Genomic DNA, 17,429 nt, shown 5'->3' with positions numbered 1-17,429 from the left:
CGACGCCCCGCTCAGCCGCAAACGGCGCCGACGTTCGCGGACCGGACGAGCCTCGTGTACTTCCCGAGCACGCCGCGCCGCACCGGCCGCGGCGTGGGGGTCCAGGCCGCGCGCCGACGCTCGAGCTCCTCGCCGTCCACGCCCAGCTCGAGCGTGCCGTTCGCCACGTCGAGGCTGATCGGGTCGCCGTCCTGGACGAGCGCGATCGGGCCGCCCTCGGTCGCCTCGGGCGCGATGTGGCCGACGCACAGGCCCGTGGTGCCGCCCGAGAACCGGCCGTCGGTGATCAGCATGACGTCCTTGCCGAGCCCCGCGCCCTTGATCGCGGCGGTGATGGCGAGCATCTCGCGCATCCCCGGACCGCCCTTGGGGCCCTCGTAGCGGATGACCACGACGTCGCCGGCGCTGACGGTGCCGTCCTCGAGCGCGTCCATGGCGGCCCGCTCGCCGTCGAAGACGCGCGCGGTGCCCTCCCAGACCGAGGTGTCGAAGCCGGCGCTCTTGACGACGGCCCCCTCGGGCGCGAGCGAGCCGTGCAGGATCGTGATGCCGCCGGTCGGGTGGATCGGGTTCGTGATCGCCCGGAGGATGGTTCCGTCGACGTCGGGCGGGGCGATGTCGGCGAGGTTCTCGGCCATCGTGCGGCCGGTCACCGTGAGGCAGTCGCCGTTCAGCAGACCCGCCTCGAGCAGCGCCTTCATGACCACGGGGACCCCGCCGACGCGGTCGACGTCGGTCATCACGTAGCGGCCGAACGGCTTGAGGTCGCCCAGGTGCGGGACCTTCTTGCCGACCCGGACGAAGTCGTCGAGGGTCAGGTCGACCTCGGCCTCGTTCGCGATGGCCAGGAGGTGCAGCACGGCGTTGGTCGAGCCGCCGAACGCCATCACGACGGCGATGGCGTTCTCGAACGCCTCCTTCGTCATGATCTGGCGGGCGGTGATCCCGCGGCGCAGCAGCTCGACGACGGCCTTGCCGCTCTCGACCGCGTAGCCGTCACGGCGCCGGTCCACGGCGGGCGGGGCGGCCGAGCCGGGCAGCGACATGCCCAGGGCCTCGGCGGCGCTGGCCATGGTGTTCGCGGTGTACATGCCGCCGCAGGCGCCCTCGCCGGGGCAGATCGCCTTCTCGACCTCGGTGACCTGGTCCCGCGTGATGAGGCCCTTGAGGCACGCACCGACGGCCTCGAACGCGTCGATGATCGTCACGTCCTTGTCGCCGACACGGCCCGGCAGGGTCGAGCCGGCGTAGAGGAAGACGGACGCGAGGTCGAGCCGCGCGGCGGCCATGAGCATGCCCGGCAGCGACTTGTCGCAGCCGGCGAGCAGGACGGAGCCGTCCATGCGCTCGGCCGACATGACCGTCTCGACCGAGTCGGCGATGACCTCGCGGCTCACGAGGGAGAAGTGCATGCCTTCGTGGCCCATCGAGATGCCGTCGGAGACGGAGATGGTGCCGAACTCGAGCGGGAAGCCGCCGCCGGCGTGCACGCCCTCCTTGACGGCCTTGGCCAGCCGGTCCAGGGAGAGGTTGCAGGGGGTGATCTCGTTCCAGCTGGAGGCGACGCCCACCTGGGGCTTGACCCAGTCGTCGTCTCCCATGCCGACCGCGCGCAGCATGCCGCGCGACGCGGTGGCCTCGAGCCCGTCGGTGACGACCCGGGAACGCGGCTTGATGTCCACCCCGGTGCCGATCGCTGCGTCGTTGAGCGTGTCCGTCATGCGACGAATCTAACCTCGCCGGGCGGGCGCCTCCGCCGCGTCCCCGTCCTCGGTCAGCGCACGCCGCGCCGTGGTGGCGCGGCCGCCGACGAGCAGGTGCACGGTCAGCGCGAGCACCAGGACGACGCCCGTCACCGGGCCCAGGTTGGCGACCAGCTCCTGCAGCGGCGTGTAGGTCAGCTCGACCTGCTTGCCGTACGGGAGCAGCGCCAGCGGCGGGCACAGGCAGACCCAGACGACCCAGAAGCCGGCGAGCACCCGCACCCAGCGCGGCAGCACGGCGGTGAGGACCGCGACGCCCATCGGGAGGATCCACACGTAGTGGTGGGTCCACGACAGCGGCGACGCGAGGTTCGTGCAGAGCCCGACGAGCGCGACGGCGAAGACCTTCTGGCCCGAGCGCCACCACCGCACGGCCACGACCGCGCCGAGCAGCGCGACGATCCCGGCCACGCCGAGGCCGACCAGCGTGGTCGTGCGGCTCGTGTCGCCCAGGCGGTAGAAGACGCCGAGCAGCGACTGGTTGCCGACGTAGAGGGGCGAGGCCGTACGGGTGTCGCCGCCGGACAGCCCGCCGAAGAACTCGACGGTGTTGCGGGGCAGGAAGACGTAGCCGATCCCCGTGAAGACGAAGAAGGCGACCCCGGCCGTGATCGCCGCCCGGCGCTTGCCGGCCAGGAAGGCGAACACCCCGAACAGCGCGGGCGTGAGCTTGATCGACGCGGCGAGGCCGACGAGGACGCCCTGCAGTGGCCGGCGGTGGACCGGCGCACCGGGCCAGCGCGGCAGCAGGTCGGCGACCACCAGCGCCATCAGGAAGGTGTTGACCTGCCCGTAGCCCAACGTCGTGCGGATCGGCTCGACCGCGACGAGGGCGGCCGAGCCGACGAGCGCCAGCTTCCAGCCGCGGGGGACGCCGCAGCGTCGCAGCACCGACTGCGTCGCGCCGACCCCGGCCACCGTCCAGGCGATCTGCCAGAACAGGTACGGCCCGAAGGCGAGCGGCGTCATGAGCACCGCGGCGATCGGCGGGTAGATGAAGAAGAGGTGCCAGCCGGGCGTGCTCGTGAGGAAGATGTCCTTGCCGACGAGCATGTCCTTGACCGCGTACACGTAGACCTGCAGGTCGATCGTGTTCGGCGTCCGGGGCCACCAGTGGCTGTAGGCGATGACGAACGGCAGCAGGGCCAGGGCCACGACGGCGGGCGGCAGCACCTCGACGAGCAGCAGCCGGGCCTGGTGCCCGCGCGACGGCACGACGTGCGTGCCGGGCGGCCCGGGGCTGGCGTCGAGGGCGTTCACGACCCGTCCGAGATCTGGCGCCACACCGACTCGAGCTCGCCCTCGGGGACCTCGACGGGGTTCACGAGGTGGGTGAAGCCCGGCTGGTCCGCGTAGCGCGGGATGACGTGCACGTGCGCGTGGAACACCGTCTGGCCGGCGGCGACCCCGGCCGAGGACAGGACGTTGATCCCGTCCGGCGCGAGGCGCTCCTTGAGCATCCGCGCGACCGCGTCCACGGCCGGCGCGATCTCCGGCAGCGTCGGCTCGCCGGACACGAGGTCGGAGACGTGGCGGCGCGGGATGACCAGCGTGTGGCCGCGGTGCCACGCGTTGATGTCGAGGAAGGCCACGGCGTGGTCGTCGGCGTAGACCTGGCGCGACGGCAGCTCCCCGGCCACGATCCGGCAGAAGATGCACTCCTCCGGGCCCGTGGGCGCGGGCTCGAGGTCCGCGAGCGTGGGCTTGTGCTTCTTCTTGCCCTTGTCGGGCTTCCCCGGCTTCTCGGGCTTGTCTGGCTTGCCTGGCGTCACGCGGTCAGAGTCTCCCTGGTCGGTCCCGGCACCGTCGACGTGGCGCGCCGGACGGGGTGGCCGGCGGCGGCGATCGCGTCCTTCACGTCCGCGACGCGCAGGGTGCCGAAGTGGAACACGGTGGCGGCGAGCACGGCGTCCGCGCCCGCCTCGACGGCCGGCGGGAAGTCCTCCACGCGACCGGCACCGCCCGAGGCGATCAGCGGGACGTCGACGGCGGCGCGCACGGCGGCGATCATCTCGAGGTCGAAGCCCGCGGTCGTCCCGTCGGCGTCCATCGAGTTCAGCAGGATCTCCCCCACGCCCTCGCCGACCCCGCGGCGCGCCCACTCGACGGCGTCGATGCCGGCCGCGCGACGACCGCCGTGCGTGGTGACCTCGAATCCGGACGGGGTGCCCGGCGCCCGGCGGGCGTCGACGGAGAGCACCAGCACCTGGTTGCCGAAGCGGCGGGTGATCTCGCCGATCACCTCGGGACGGCGGATGGCGCCGGTGTTGATCGCGACCTTGTCCGCCCCGGCCCGCAGCAGCACGTCGACGTCGGCGACGCTGCCCACGCCGCCGCCGACGGTCAGCGGGATGAACACGGTCTCGGCGGTGCGGCGCACGACGTCGAGCGTCGTCTCCCGCCCCTCGGTGCTCGCCGAGATGTCGAGGAACGTCAGCTCGTCGGCCCCCTCGGCGTCGTAGACCGCGCCGAGCTCGACCGGGTCGCCGGCGTCCCGGAGGTCGACGAAGTTCACGCCCTTGACCACCCGGCCGGCGTGCACATCGAGGCAGGGGATGACCCGTACGGCGACCGCCACGGGGCCAGCGTAGGGCCTGCGCGGGCGTCGGAGCCGCGGTCGGACCCGCTGGTTAGTGTGAGGTCGTGCCCCTTCCCCCGACCGGCCGGGACGTCGACCCCGGCTTCACCGTCCTGCCGCTCCGCGCGCTGGCGGACGCCGCCCTGTCCCGCGCGGACGCGCTGGGTTGCAGCTACGCCGACCTGCGGGTCGAACGGATCCGCGAGGGCGTGCGGACGTTCCGTGACCACAGCCTGGAGTCGAGCACCGACCACGCCACCCTCGGGCTCGCCGTGCGGGTCGTGCACGACGGCGTCTGGGGCTTCGCCTCGGGCATCGGGCTGACCACCGACACCGCGGCCCGGCTCGCCGAGCGGGCCGTGGCCACGGCCCGCGTGTCCAAGCCGCTGACGCCGCACCGGGTGGAGCTGGCCGACGAGCCCGTGCACGCCGACGCGACGTGGGTGTCGTCGTACGAGACCGATCCCTTCACCGTCGACGAGGCGGAGCGCCAGGGCCGGATGCTCGACCTCTCCGGCAGGCTGCTCGCGGCGCCCGGGGTCAGCCACACCTCGGCCGTCCTGCACTGGATCCACGAGAACAAGTTCTTCGCCAACCTCGCCGGCACCACGACGACGCAGGAGCGCGTGCGGATCCACCCGCAGCTCACGGCGGTGAGTGTCGGCGACCACGGCTTCGCGACGATGCGCACGCTCGCCCCGCCGGTCGGTCGCGGCTGGGAGTACCTGACGGGCGCCGGCTGGGACCTGGACGCCGAGGTCGCGGAGATGCCGGCGCTGCTGGCCGAGCACGCCGTGGCCCCGACGGTCGAGGCCGGCCGCTACGACCTCGTGATCGAGCCGAGCAACCTCTTCCTCACCATCCACGAGTCGATCGGGCACGCGACCGAGCTGGACCGGGCACTCGGCTACGAGGCCGCGTACGCGGGCACGTCCTTCGCGACGTTCGACCAGCTGGGGACGCTGCACTACGGCAGCCCGGTGATGAACGTGACCGGTGACCGCACCGTCGAGCGCGGGCTCGCCTCGATCGGCTACGACGACGAGGGCGTGGCCGCGACCCGCTTCGACATCGTCTCGGGCGGCACCCTCGTGGGCTACCAGCTCAACCGGCAGATGGCCGCGGAGAAGGACCTCGGGCCGTCGAACGGCTGCGCGTACGCCGACTCCCCCGGCCACATCCCGATGCAGCGGATGCCGAACGTCTCCCTCGCCGCCGACCCCGACGGGCCCAGCACGGAGGAGATGATCTCGCGCGTCGAGCGCGGCATCTACGTCGTCGGCGACAAGTCCTGGTCGATCGACATGCAGCGCTACAACTTCCAGTTCACGGGGCAGCGCTTCTACAAGATCGAGGACGGGCGCCTCGCCGGACAGGTGAAGGACGTGGCCTACCAGGCGACGACGACCGACTTCTGGCGCTCGATGGAGTCGGCCGGCGGGCCGGAGACCTACGTGCTCGGCGGGGTGCTGAACTGCGGCAAGGGCCAGCCCGGGCAGACCGCACCGGTCTCGCACGGCTGCCCGTCGGCGCTGTTCCGCGGGGTGAACGTGCTCAACACGGCGGCGGAGGGGGCGGCATGAGGGTCCAGGACCTGCTGACGGAGGCGCTGGCGGTCGCCACCGGTCCGGTGGTCGCGGTGCTCACCGAGCGCCACGAGACCAACCTGCGGTGGGCGGCGAACGCGCTCACCACGAACGGCGAGATGCACGCGCGGAGCCTCGCGGTCACGGCCACGGCCGAGGTCGAGGGCGGCACCGCGGTCGCGACCGTCGCCGCCGACCTGGCCGACGTGTCCGAGGTCGCCGCGCTGGTCGCCGCGGCGGAGGCGGCCGCCCGCGCCGCGTCGCCCGCCGAAGAGCCGGTGCCGCTCGTCGAGCCCGGGACCGCGTCGGACGACGGCGACGACTTCGACGCCGACCCGGTCGCCACCGGCGTCGAGACCCTCGCCCTCGTGGCGGACGGGCTCGGCCGGGCGTTCGCGCGGGCCGAGGCCGACGGCCACCTGCTCTACGGCTTCGCCGAGCACATCGTCGAGACCGTCTACCTGGCCAGCAGCACCGGCCTGCGCCGCCGCGGCGTCGACCCGGAGGGCCGGCTCGAGCTCAACGGCAAGAGTTCCGACCTCGCGCGCTCAGGATGGGTCGGGCAGCAGACCCGGACGTTCACGGACGTGGACGTCGATGCCCTCTACGCGGAGGTGTCGACCCGGCTGGGATGGGCCCGCCGCACGGTCGAGCTCCCGCCCGGGCGCTACGAGACGCTGCTGCCGCCCGGCGCCGTGGCCGACCTGATGGTCTACGCCAGCTGGACCGCGAGCGCCCGCGACGCCGAGGACGGGAGCAACGTCTACGCGGCCGGCGAGGGCCGGACCCGCGTCGGGGAGCGCCTCGCGCCGCTGCCCGTCACGCTGCTGTCGGACCCGGCGTGGCCGGGCCAGGAGACGCTGCCGTTCGTGGCGGGCACCTCCTCGACCGACGGCACGTCCTTCTCCTTCGACCTCGGGCTGCCGGTCGAGCAGGTGCGCTGGCTGGACGACGGCGTGCTGCACGAGCTGGTCCGCAACCGTGGCCACGGTGCGGCGACCGGCCTGCCCGCGACGCCCGCCGCGCACAACCTCGTGATGGACGCGGGCGGCACGGCGACGCTGGAGGAGATGGTCGCTCGGACGAAGCGCGGGCTGCTGCTGACGTGCTTCTGGTACATCCGCGAGGTGGACCCGGAGCGGCTGCTGCTGACCGGCCTCACCCGGGACGGGGTCTACCTGGTGGAGGACGGCGAGGTGGTGGCGGCGGTGAACAACTTCCGCTGGAACGAGTCGCCGGTCGAGCTGCTGGGTCGCATCACCGAGATCGGCGCGAGCGTGCCCGTGCTGTGCCGGGAGTGGAACGACTACATCACCAAGACGGTGATGCCGCCGGTCCGCGTGCCCGACTTCAACTACTCGACGGTCAGCCAGGCATCCTGATCAGCCGGTCGCCGCGCTCGGTCTCGGCGGCCGTACGGGTGAACAGCCACGTCTGCTCGGCGTCGCTCCGCTCGAGCATCTCCCCGCTGAACCCCAGCTGACGCAGCCGCCGGATCTCCAGGGTCCGGCCGGTCTCGTCGGCGGTCGGCGAGAGGTACCAGACCCTCTGGACGCCGCGGAGCCGGGGCTCGACCGCCTGCAGGGGCAGCCAGTCGTCCCACAGGTAGTGCCGGCTCAGCCGGTCGGCGCCCGCGTTGAGGACCGGTCCGGTGCCGAGCGCGCCGGGGTAGGACACCGTGATCGCCGAGACCAGCGGGTAGTCGATCACCGGGTCGCCCGGGTTGCCGCGGTAGGCGATCACGTCGGCGATCTGCTGCCAGCTGTCCCAGGCGCCCACCTCGCGCTGGTCGCGGAAGGTGACCGCCGAGGCGAGCGGCAGCGTCGCGGCCAGGCAGAAGGTCAGCCAGCGCCGGCGTACGGAGGTGAGCCCGGCGCCGGCGAGCACGGCCAGGGCGCCGACGCAGAACGACAGGTAGCGCTGGGAGTAGAGCGGGGTCCACAGGGCCGAGACGGTGACCAGCGCGAGGCCCGGGAAGACGGCCCAGCCGACCAGCAGGAAGGTGGTCCCCCGCCGCCCCCTGCGGTGCCGGGCCAGCCAGACGAGGCCGGCCGCCGCCATCGACCAGGCGAGGACCGCCCACAGCCCGTTCAGCGGGGCGACGGTCTCGGTCGCGACCTTGGCGAGCGACTCCAGCGACGGCGGGTCGATCCAGTCCACCTGCGCCTGCTGGTCCCGGGCCCGCCACGCCAGCAGCACGACCGGGACCTCCCCGACCAGCAGCCCGAGCAGCGGCGCCAGCCGTCCGCGCGGCAGCCCGAGCCGCCAGACCCGCCGCCTGCGCCCGGCGGTCTCGGGCGGGGCCCAGAGCCAGACGACGAGGATCGGCAGCAGCAGGGCGGCGTAGACGTGGAGCCCGCCCAGCACGGCGGTGACGAGGCTGACCGGCAGGAACCACGCCCAGGACGGGCGCCGGACCGCGAGCACCACGAGCAGCACCAGGAGGACGGCCGCGGCCGTGAACCAGGCCGCGGACCGGCCCTCGGTCGCCACGAGCGTGACCCGCGGGCAGACCGCCATCACCAGCCCGGCCAGCAGCCCGGCGCGGGGGTGGAAGAGCAGCGAGCCGAGCACCACGACGAAGCCGGCCGCCAGGGCGCAGGCCAGCACCGAGGGCAGCCGGAGGGTCAGGGTGGAGATGCCGACCTGGTCGAGCCAGACCTTCATCGCGGAGTAGAAGAGCGCGTGGACGACGTCGACGTTCTGCAGCATCGCGCCGAGCTGGGACCAGGACCGCGTGACCGCGGAGACGGTGGCCGCCTCGTCACGCGACTGCGTCGGGATCCAGGAGCCCGCGCCGACCAGGCCGAGGGTGAGGACGAAGACCGTCACCGCCCGCAGGAGGACCGACCCCGTGCGGAACGGGGCGGGCGTCGGCACGAGGCGAGATCCTACGTCGGCGAGACCGCGCCGCCCCCGTCCGGAACGACCACGTCGTCCGTGTCGATCTCGTCGGCCTCGAAGGTCACGACGCCGCGGCGCATCGTCCGCACCATGGCGTGCGCGGTCTCGCGCAGCGGCCCGGGCCCGGCGGCGTCGGCGACCTGGCCGGCGAAGTCGACGACCTGACGCACCCAGCGGACGAAGTCGCCCGCCGTGAGGTCGGTCTGGTCGAGGACGCTGGCCAAAGACCGACCGGCCGCCCAGCCGTACGCGACCTCGGCGAACCCGATCTCGGGCTCCCCGCTGCGGGTGATCCGGGCGTCGCGCTCGACGAGCGACACCTCGCGCCAGACCCGGCGCACCTCGGTGACCGCCGCGCTCGATGCCGCGTCCGGCATCCGCGGGCGGCGGGTGTGGTCGTCGCTGCGGCGCGCCTCGAACACCAGGGAGCTGAGCACGGCCGCCAGCTGCGGCACGGTGAGCCCGTCGAACACGCCCGCCCGGATGCACTCGGCGGCGACCAGGTCGAGCTCGCCGTAGATGCGGGCCAGCATCCGGCCCGCGTCGCTGACCTGCTCGCGCGGCGCGGCCGTCTGGCTGCCGGTGAGGTAGCCGAGCGACTCCAGCACGAGGCAGATCCGGTCGAACGCCGTGGCGATGGTGTGCGTCCGCGTGCTCGCCCGGGCCTCGAGCCGGGTGTTCTCCCGCTCGAGGCGGAGGGCCCGCTCGGCCACGCGGGCGTGCTGCTCGCGGTCGGGGCAGGAGTGGCAGGGGTCGCGGCGCTGCTGGTCGCGCAGGTCGTCGACCCGGGCGGCGACCTCGGCGTCGGCCGGCGGCCGGCGCAGCGACGGCGCGCTGAGGTCGATCTCGGCCAGCCTGGAGCGGAACGCTGCGGCGAGGTTGCGGCGCGAGGCCGCCTCCTTGGGCGAGAAGTGCTTGGGCACCCGCATCCGGCCGGCGACCACCGGCGGCGCCGGGAAGTCGACGAGCGCGAGCCGGCGGACCTGCCGGTCCTCGGTCATGACCAGGGGCCGCGGGGCCTCCGTCTCGTCGCTGCCGCCCTCGCGCGTGCCCGGGTCGAGGACGACGACCCAGCCCTGGCTGCGTCCGGCGGGCACCTTGACGATGTCGCCGGGCTTGAGGGTGAGCAGGATCTGGGTGCTCTCGGCGCGGCGGTCGGCCTTGCGCTCGCGCGCCGCGTCGGCCTCGAGGTCGGCGATCTCGACGCGACGACGGGCGTACGCCTCGAAGTCGCCCCGGTCGCAGGCGGCGGCCGCCCACTCGTCGCCGATCGTGCGCTCGTTGCGCGCCAGCGTGCGGGCGAGGCCGACGACGGAGCGGTCGGACTGGAACTGCGCGAACGACTGCTCCAGCAGCGCCCGGGCGCGGGCGCGCCCGACGCTGCCGACGAGGTTGACGGCCATGTTGTAGGTCGGGGCGAAGGACGACGTCAGTGGGTAGGTACGGCGCGAGGCCAGGCCGGCGACGGCGCGCGGGTCGAGTCCCGGCTGCCAGAGCACGACCGCGTGGCCCTCGACGTCGATGCCGCGGCGACCGGCGCGACCGGTCAGCTGGGTGTACTCCCCCGGCGTGATGTCGGCGTGGGTCTCGCCGTTGTACTTGACCAGCTTCTCCAGCACGACGCTGCGGGCCGGCATGTTGATGCCGAGCGCCAGCGTCTCGGTGGCGAAGACGACCTTGGTCAGGCCGCGGACGAAGCACTCCTCCACGCAGCCCTTGAACGCGGGCAGCATGCCGGCGTGGTGCGCCGCGACGCCGCGGGTCAGGGCCTCGGCGAAGCGCGGGTAGTCGAGCGCCTTGAGGTCGGCGGGGTCGAGCCCGCCGAGGTGGGTCGCGAGGACCCCGGCGATCTCGCTCTGCTCCTCGGGCCGGGTCAGCGTCAGGCCCGACCCGAGCACCTGGCGGACGGCCCCGTCGCAGCCGTTGCGGGAGAAGATGAAGACGATCGCCGGCAGCAGCCGGGCACGGTCGAGCTGCTCGACCATCTCGGGACGGCCCGGCACCATGGTCGACCTCGGGCGGCCTCCCCCGGCCCGCTGGCTGCTCGCGCCGCCGTACGAGCCGCTGCCGTACGCGACGTTCTTCTTCCCCTGGCCGTTGCGCCCGCGCGGGCGCCGCGAGTCGTCACGGACGTAGCGCGACTCCTCCCGGGCGACCTTGAGCAGGCCGGGGTTCACCTCGCCGCGACCCGGCGCGGCGTCGGGACGCGCGGTCGGGGCGACGTCGGCGAACAGGTCGTAGAGGGTGCGGCCGACGAGCACGTGCTGGTAGAGCGGGACCGGCCGGCGCTCGGAGACGACGACCTCCATCTCGCCGCGGACCGCGGCGAGCCACTCGCCGAACTCCTCCGCGTTGCTCACCGTCGCCGAGAGGGCCACGACCTGGACGGAGTCGGCCAGCCCGATGATCACCTCTTCCCAGACCGCGCCGCGGAAGCGGTCGGCGAGGTAGTGCACCTCGTCCATGACGACGTAGCCGAGGTTGTCGAGGGTGCGCGAACCCGCGTAGATCATGTTCCGCAGGACCTCGGTGGTCATGACGACGACCGGGGCCTCGGAGTTGATCGAGCTGTCGCCGGTCAGCAGGCCGACGTTCGCGGAACCGTGCCGACGGGCGAGGTCGGCGTACTTCTGGTTCGACAGGGCCTTGATCGGCGTCGTGTAGAACGCCTTGCGCCCCTGCTGCAGGGCGAGGTAGACCGCGAACTCGCCGACGATCGTCTTGCCGGCCCCCGTCGGGGCCGCGACGAGCACGCCCGAGCCCGCCTCCACGTGGGCGCAGGCCTCGCGCTGGTAGTCGTCGAAACCGAACCCGTACCCGTCGGCGAACTCCGCCAGCTGCGGGGAGCTGCGTCGCTCCCGGAACCGGTTGTACGCCTCGGCGGGACTGACCTGTTCCGCACTCACCCTTCGAACTTACCCGGACGGCGTCAGCGCTCCCGTGCGCTAGGACCCGGTGCGGGCCTCGGCGCGCTCCGCCAGGGCGACGCGCCAGCCGCGCAGCGTGCGCGGCACCTCGACGCCGAGGCGATAGGCCACCAGACCGGCGAACCCGGCGACCAGGGCGCTGACCGCGACACCGAGGACCACGGCGAGCACCGGGTACGCGGGGCCGGCGCCGGACAGGACCTCGACCAGGGTCGTCAGGTTCCGGACGACGGAGACCGCCGACCACAGCGCCAGGAGGCCGAACGCGACCGCGGCACCGGGCGCCCACCGCGCGAGCACCCGCAGCTGCCTCGTCGGCCCCGTCGTCTCCCGGTTCCCGTTCATCGCCCGAGCGTAGGACCGGGCGGGGTCGTCCGCCAGCCCCGACACCGAGGACCCCGAACTCATGGGTCACGCCCCCTGAGCTCGTCGAAGGGCCCGGACCGGGTTGGCTCGCTTCACAACGCCAACCTCTTCGAGGCCCTTCGGCAGGCTCAGGGAGCGTCCTCGCCCGAGCGACCGACCGGGGTACGCCCCCTGAGCTCGTCGAAGGGCCCGGAACGGGTTGGCTCCAGCTGAAGACGCCAACCTCTTCGAGGCCCTTCGACAAGCTCAGGGGGCGTGCGGCCGTACGCCGATCTCTACAGGGCCTTTGCCAGGCTCAGACGGCGGGGAGGCAGATACGGATCGCGCCGGGGACGGAGGTGGCGACGACCGGGGTCGTGCCCAGCTCCTCGCCGTCGCCGTACGCGATGCCCCCGCCGCCGGAGACGGAGACCGTGCGGGCGCGGAGCTGCTCGACGCAGGGGTCGGAGGCGAAGCGGCCGGTGCGCATCTGCGGGAGCAGCTGGAGGAGCTTGGCCCGGCCGACCGGGTGGATGACGGTGACGTCGAGCCAGCCGTCGTAGGGGTCGGCGGGCGGGCAGATCCGCAGGCCGCCGCCGTACGTGCTGGTGTTGCCGACCGCGACGAGCATCGCCTCGAGGTCGCGCGGGACGCCGTCGACGACGAGGGAGTAGGCCAGCGGACGGAACGTCCGCAGCTCGGCGAGCGCCGCGACGGTGTAGCGGGCCGCTCCGCGGGGGCGTCGCATGCGGTTGGCCCGCGCGTTGACGAGGGCGTCGAACCCGGTGGCGAGCACGGTCCCGACCTAGCGGTCGTCGACGCGGAGCAGGTCGACCGACCGGGTCGTGCCGCCCGCCAGCACCGCCGTCGCCGACGCCACGTCGTCGGGGTCGAGCCCGAGGCTGCGGGCGAAGTCGTTCCCGGTGCCCGCCGGGACCAGGCCGAGGGCCAGGGGTGGGCCGTCCGGGTGCGTGGCCGTGTGCTCGGCGACGGCGTTGACGCCGAGGTGGGCCATGCCGTCCCCACCCATCACGGCGAGGACGTCGGCGCCGCTGCCCGCGGCCTGCGCGATCAGCTCCGCGGCCTCGTCGGGGGTGCGGCTGAGCGAGATCTCCACCGCGTGCCCGGTGTCGCGCAGCCGGCCGGCGACCTCGGGCAGCAGGCGCTGGGCCCGCCCCTTGGCCGCGGCCGGGTTGACGACCAGGGCGATCGAGGCCGGACGAGCACCGTCCGAGGAGGCCGGATCGTCCGGGTCAGGCATCCTCGGGGTCGCTCAGGCCGCGCAGCGCCCGGTCCCGGGCGACCGGGTCGATCGTCCCCCGCCGGGCCTTGCGCCGGTCGAGGATGTGCGCGATGACCTCGGCCACGATGAAGAGGATCGTCATCGGCAGCGCGAGCGCGAGCATCGAGAAGGGGTCGGTCGACGGTGTCGCGACGGCGCCGAAGACGAAGGTCCCGAAGACGATCAGCGAGCGGTACTTGGAGAGGTACTTCGCCTTGAGGACGCCGACGATGTTGAGGATCAGCACGACCTCGGGGATGAGGAACGCGACCCCGAAGACGAGCATGAAGCGCATCAGGAACGACAGGAACTGGTTGACGTCCTGCAGGTTGGCGATGCCGTTCTCGGTGAACCCGAGCAGCACGACCAGGCCCTTGGGCATCACGTAGTAGCCGACGGCCACGCCGGCCAGGAAGAGCGGCGTCGCGGACCCCAGGAAGATCAGGGTCCACTTCTTCTCCTTGGCCAGCAGGCCCGGGACCACGAACGACCACAGCTGGTACAGCAGGATCGGCGACGTCGCCAGGATGCCGGCCAGCGCGGAGACCTTCAGCGCCAGCGTGAACGGCGACGCGACGCCGTTGTTCACCAGCGTGATGTCGGCGTCCGGGTTCTTGGCCCGGAGGGCGTCGGCCGCGACCTGGTACGGCCGGAAGATCAGGTCCGTGAGGTAGTCACGGAAGAACCAGGCCACCACGGTGCCGACGATGACCGTCAGCGCCATGATGATCAGGCGGTAGCGGAGCTCGGCGATGTGCTCGAACAGGCTCATCGAGCCGTCCGGCCCGGCCTTCGGCGGCTTGAGCCACGCCAGGCTCAGCCGGATGGGCCGGCCACGGACGGTCAGGGACACAGCGGTGCCAGGTTCACGGGGAGCTCGGCGCTACGGGGTCGCGGCGTCAGACGTCGCGGCGGGCGTCGGTCGGGTCGACGACGCTCGGCTCGGTGCGCGGGGGCTGCTGGTAGCCGGGGTCGGTCGGGCTGAGCGGCTCGGGGGTGACGGTCGGGTCCACGGCGGCGGGGTCGTGCGCCGCGGCGCCCTTGTCCTTGCCCGGAAGAGTCTTGGTCTCCTCCTTGAACTCGCGGAGCGCGCGCCCGCTGCTCTTGCCCAGGCCCGCGAGCCGCGAGCCACCGAACAGCAGCAGCACGACGGCCAGGATGATCAGCAGCTCGGGGACTCCGAGGCCGCCGAGAGCGAGCGGGGTCATGGTTCCTTCTTTCCCGGCGCGTCCGCGCCGCGGTCAGCGTACGACTCGACCGTACCCGGCCAGGCGTCGTCCGAGGGCACTTCGGAGCCGTGGTCCTCCATGGTTCGGGTCACCGTGCCCGGGGACGCCGCGACCTCGACCTGGGCGAGCAGGTCGGCGAGCTCTCCGGCCCGGTCCGCCATCACCCCGACCTCGTCGAGCAGGCCCCGCGCGGAGCGCCACAGCCGCAGCCCGACCCACGCCAGCACGGCGAGCCCGCCGAGGGCGATCCCGACGAACAGCAGCACCCACCACATCAGCCACGCTCCAGGGCCGCGTACGCCGCGAGGGCCTCCTGCGCGGCCTGCGCGGCGTCCTCGCCGGCCCCCTCGGGCGCGAGCACGGTCGCCGCGCCGCCGAGGCGCAGCAGGAGGTGACGCAGCCACGCCGGATCGGTCACCCGGAACGAGGCCACCACCCCGCCGTCGGGGCGGGGCGTCGTCGACTCGGTCGGGTAGTACTCCGCGACCCAGGCCGCCTCCGCGTCCAGGTCGAGGGTGACCACCGGTGCGTCGGCCATGCTCGACGACCATCCGGCGGTGAGGTCGGTCAGCACGACGTCGTCGTGGGGCTCTACCGCGACGTCGGTGACGCTGGCCGCCGCCACGCGGTCGAGCCGGAACGTCCGCAGCCCGCCCGCCCGGTAGCACCAGGCCTCGAGGTAGCCGGCGCCGTCGAGGACGAACAGCCGCAGCGGGTCGACCAGGCGCTGGGTCGTCTCGTCGCGGGTCGCCACGTCGTACGTGAGGTCGAGCCGCCGCCCGCGCTGCAGCCCGTCGGCCAGGGTCGCGCGGACGTCCTCGGCCGCCGAGGTCACGCTCACCGAGGCCTGCCCGGTCGGCGTCGTCCCCGCCGCCCGCTCGAGCTTGGCCAGGGCCCGGTCCGTGGCGGCCCGCTGGTCCGGCCCGGCGATCTCGCGCAGCGTACGGAGCGCGAGCACGAGGGCCAGCGCCTCGTCGGCGGTCAGGCGCAGCGGTCGGGTCAGGTAGTCGGCGTTGCTCAGGTGGATGACGCCCTCGCCGTCCACCGCGTCCATGTCGATGTCGATCAGGTCGCCGGGCGACAGCCCGGGCATGCCGCACATCCAGAGCACGCCGAGGTCGGCGCGCAGCGTCCGCGGGCTCACCCCGAACGCCGCGGCCACGTCGGCCACGGCGGCCCCGTCGTGCTCGCGGAGGTAGGGCACGAGGCTCAGCAGGCGCCGCACCTGCGCCTGGCTCGTCACCGGGCGGCCCCGCTCGTCGCGACGGCGCGGAGCCGGTCGACGACCGCCGTACGGAGGTCGGCGGGTTCGACGACGAGCACGTCGGCGCCGTGCCCGGCGACCTCGTCGGCCATGCCGGGCAGGCTGCCGTAGCCGACCCACCAGCGCTCGTGGCTCTCGGGCGCCCACGCCAGGTCCGGCGTTGTCTCCGCGCGGTGCCCGCGACGGGTGAGCGACGGGGCCTTGCCCGGCCGGACGGCCAGCAGGGCCTCGGCCGTGGGTTCCTTCGGGTCGAGCGAGCGGGCCAGGGCGCGCAGGTCGAGGCCGTCGGGGACCTCGTACGCCCCCGGGCGGGAGGTGCCGACCGGGACGTCGGTGATGCGCGACAGCTTGAACATGCGGGTCGCGTCGCGGTCCACGTCGCGCCCGACGACGTACCAGCGGCCGCGGCGTGAGGTGAGCCCCCACGGCTCGAACGTCCGCAGGCTGCCGTCGCGGTAGGTGAAGCGCACGCGGGTCTGGTCGAGGACCGCGTTCCAGAGCGGGCCGAAGGCGGGTTCGGTGGCCTGCACGGACGGTTCCAGGGCGGCGAGCGCCGACGGGTCCGGCTCGACCCCCGCGGCCCGCAGCTTGGTCATCGCCGACTGCGTCGACTCGGCCATGCTCGCGTGCTGCCAGACCCGCGCGGCGACACCGACGACGGACGCCTCCTCGGCGTCCAGCTCGATCGGCGGCAGCGAGAACTCGCTCGGCAGGATCCGGTAGCCCGCCTCGTCCTCGAAGAGCGGGTCGTAGCCGCCCACCTCGATCGGCACGCCCAGGGCCCGGAGCTCGTCCTTGTCCCGCTCGAACGTCCGCTCGAACGCGGCGTCGGACAGCCCGTGGTAGCCCTCGACGAGCTCACGGATCCGGCTCTTGGGCAGGTAGCGCCCAGCGACCAGCAGCGCGATCGTCAGGTTCACGATCCGCTCGGTCTTGCGCGGCGCCATGCTCTGTCCTCTGTCCTCGCTCCGCCCGGACGCTGTGGTCCGACGGAGCGAGCTGCTCGGGGGTCTGTGCGGGCATGACGGTACTACGGCGCCGCTCGACCACCCGTGCGATTCGAGGCGTGGCTCAGTCGAGGCAGAACTCGTTGCCCTCCGGGTCCTGCATGACGATGAACCCGGTCTCCATCCGCCCGTCCGGGTCGACCCGGTGCACGCGGGTCGCCCCGAGGGCGACGAGCCGGTCCGCGTCGGCCTCGAGTGCGGCCATGCGCTCGTCGCCGACCAACCCGGGCGCGACGCGGACGTCGAGGTGGACGCGGTTCTTGACCGACTTGCCCTCCGGGACCCGCTGGAAGAACAGCCGCGGTCCGTGGCCCCCGGCGGGCGGCACTGCGGCGTCGCGGGAGTCGTGCTCCGACGCCGGGACGCCCCACGCGTCGAGAGCCTCCTCCCAGGTGGCGAAGCCGGGCGGCGGTGCCTGGCGCTCGTAGCCGAGCACCGCGCTCCAGAAGGCGGCCAGCGCCCCCGGAGCGGCGCAGTCGAACGTGACCTGGACCTCTCGCATCTCCATGACGGCACGCTACGAGCCGCGTCCGACACTTTCACC

At 73.5% G+C, this 17,429-nt stretch carries 17 protein-coding genes; 2 read left to right on the top strand and 15 right to left on the bottom strand.

Annotation, left to right across the window (positions count from 1 at the left end; genetic code table 11):
- Nucleotides 1–11: 11 nt before the first annotated feature.
- From ilvD to hisF, 4 genes are read right to left on the bottom strand one after another with little or no spacing between them, the layout of a single operon-like run.
- A complete protein-coding gene (ilvD, locus tag ABD665_RS19865) occupies nucleotides 12–1,721 on the bottom strand; it encodes a dihydroxy-acid dehydratase (protein WP_204912849.1) in 1,710 nt (569 codons plus the stop codon).
- Between the two features lie 9 nt (nucleotides 1,722–1,730).
- A complete protein-coding gene (locus ABD665_RS19860) occupies nucleotides 1,731–3,023 on the bottom strand; it encodes a glycosyltransferase 87 family protein (protein ID WP_204912850.1) in 1,293 nt (430 codons plus the stop codon).
- Entirely contained in the window at nucleotides 3,020–3,535 is a 516-nt protein-coding gene (locus ABD665_RS19855; RefSeq protein ID WP_344742868.1) for an HIT family protein, read from the bottom strand. Before ABD665_RS19855 ends, ABD665_RS19860 begins: the two co-directional genes overlap by 4 nt.
- Nucleotides 3,532–4,341, bottom strand: a complete 810-nt coding sequence (gene hisF, locus ABD665_RS19850) for an imidazole glycerol phosphate synthase subunit HisF (protein ID WP_204912851.1) — start codon at nucleotides 4,339–4,341, stop codon at nucleotides 3,532–3,534. Before hisF ends, ABD665_RS19855 begins: the two co-directional genes overlap by 4 nt.
- Nucleotides 4,342–4,406: 65 nt before the next feature.
- Between hisF and ABD665_RS19845 the strand changes: the two genes are divergently transcribed.
- Together ABD665_RS19845 and ABD665_RS19840 are read left to right on the top strand one after the other, a co-directional pair.
- Nucleotides 4,407–5,924, top strand: coding sequence for a metallopeptidase TldD-related protein (locus tag ABD665_RS19845; RefSeq protein WP_204912852.1), 1,518 nt, complete (start codon nucleotides 4,407–4,409; stop codon nucleotides 5,922–5,924).
- Nucleotides 5,921–7,309, top strand: a complete 1,389-nt coding sequence (locus ABD665_RS19840) for a metallopeptidase TldD-related protein (RefSeq protein WP_204912853.1) — start codon at nucleotides 5,921–5,923, stop codon at nucleotides 7,307–7,309. Before ABD665_RS19845 ends, ABD665_RS19840 begins: the two co-directional genes overlap by 4 nt.
- Here the strand turns inward: ABD665_RS19840 and ABD665_RS19835 are convergent.
- From ABD665_RS19835 to ABD665_RS19785, 11 genes are all read right to left on the bottom strand, one after another.
- A complete protein-coding gene (locus tag ABD665_RS19835) occupies nucleotides 7,293–8,807 on the bottom strand; it encodes a glycosyltransferase family 39 protein (protein ID WP_204912854.1) in 1,515 nt (504 codons plus the stop codon). The genes ABD665_RS19840 and ABD665_RS19835 overlap by 17 nt on opposite strands.
- 11 nt (nucleotides 8,808–8,818) lie before the next feature.
- Nucleotides 8,819–11,737, bottom strand: a complete 2,919-nt coding sequence (locus tag ABD665_RS19830; RefSeq protein ID WP_425562191.1) for a DEAD/DEAH box helicase — start codon at nucleotides 11,735–11,737, stop codon at nucleotides 8,819–8,821.
- Nucleotides 11,738–11,776: 39 nt separating this feature from the next.
- A complete protein-coding gene (locus ABD665_RS19825) occupies nucleotides 11,777–12,103 on the bottom strand; it encodes a hypothetical protein (RefSeq protein ID WP_204912855.1) in 327 nt (108 codons plus the stop codon).
- A 316-nt stretch (nucleotides 12,104–12,419) separates the two neighbouring features.
- Complete coding sequence (locus ABD665_RS19820) at nucleotides 12,420–12,899, bottom strand: hypothetical protein (protein WP_204912856.1); 480 nt, start codon at nucleotides 12,897–12,899, stop codon at nucleotides 12,420–12,422.
- Nucleotides 12,900–12,908: 9 nt separating this feature from the next.
- Nucleotides 12,909–13,364 carry a diacylglycerol kinase family protein gene (locus ABD665_RS19815; RefSeq protein ID WP_204912857.1) on the bottom strand — a complete coding sequence of 152 codons (456 nt, stop codon included), beginning with the start codon at nucleotides 13,362–13,364 and terminating at the stop codon, nucleotides 12,909–12,911.
- Entirely contained in the window at nucleotides 13,357–14,238 is an 882-nt protein-coding gene (tatC, locus tag ABD665_RS19810) for a twin-arginine translocase subunit TatC (protein ID WP_204912858.1), read from the bottom strand. The genes ABD665_RS19815 and tatC overlap by 8 nt, the downstream gene beginning before the upstream one ends.
- Before the next feature lie 46 nt (nucleotides 14,239–14,284).
- Nucleotides 14,285–14,593 (bottom strand): twin-arginine translocase TatA/TatE family subunit, encoded by a 309-nt coding sequence (tatA, locus tag ABD665_RS21705; RefSeq protein WP_204912859.1) that lies wholly within the window; start codon nucleotides 14,591–14,593, stop codon nucleotides 14,285–14,287.
- A complete protein-coding gene (locus tag ABD665_RS19800) occupies nucleotides 14,590–14,889 on the bottom strand; it encodes a hypothetical protein (protein ID WP_204912860.1) in 300 nt (99 codons plus the stop codon). Before ABD665_RS19800 ends, tatA begins: the two co-directional genes overlap by 4 nt.
- On the bottom strand, nucleotides 14,889–15,857 hold the full coding sequence (locus tag ABD665_RS19795) for a WYL domain-containing protein (RefSeq protein WP_204912861.1): 969 nt from the start codon (nucleotides 15,855–15,857) through the stop codon (nucleotides 14,889–14,891). The genes ABD665_RS19800 and ABD665_RS19795 overlap by 1 nt, the downstream gene beginning before the upstream one ends.
- Nucleotides 15,854–16,825 (bottom strand): WYL domain-containing protein, encoded by a 972-nt coding sequence (locus ABD665_RS19790; RefSeq protein WP_204912862.1) that lies wholly within the window; start codon nucleotides 16,823–16,825, stop codon nucleotides 15,854–15,856. Before ABD665_RS19790 ends, ABD665_RS19795 begins: the two co-directional genes overlap by 4 nt.
- 124 nt (nucleotides 16,826–16,949) lie before the next feature.
- Nucleotides 16,950–17,393 (bottom strand): VOC family protein, encoded by a 444-nt coding sequence (locus ABD665_RS19785; RefSeq protein WP_204912863.1) that lies wholly within the window; start codon nucleotides 17,391–17,393, stop codon nucleotides 16,950–16,952.
- Nucleotides 17,394–17,429 lie beyond the last annotated feature (36 nt).

Source organism: Microlunatus spumicola (assembly GCF_039536445.1).
Taxonomy (GTDB): Bacteria; Actinomycetota; Actinomycetes; order Propionibacteriales; family Propionibacteriaceae; genus Microlunatus; species Microlunatus spumicola.
Note: the sequence above shows the minus strand (reverse complement) of the source record. Positions and strands in the feature narration are given on the sequence as shown.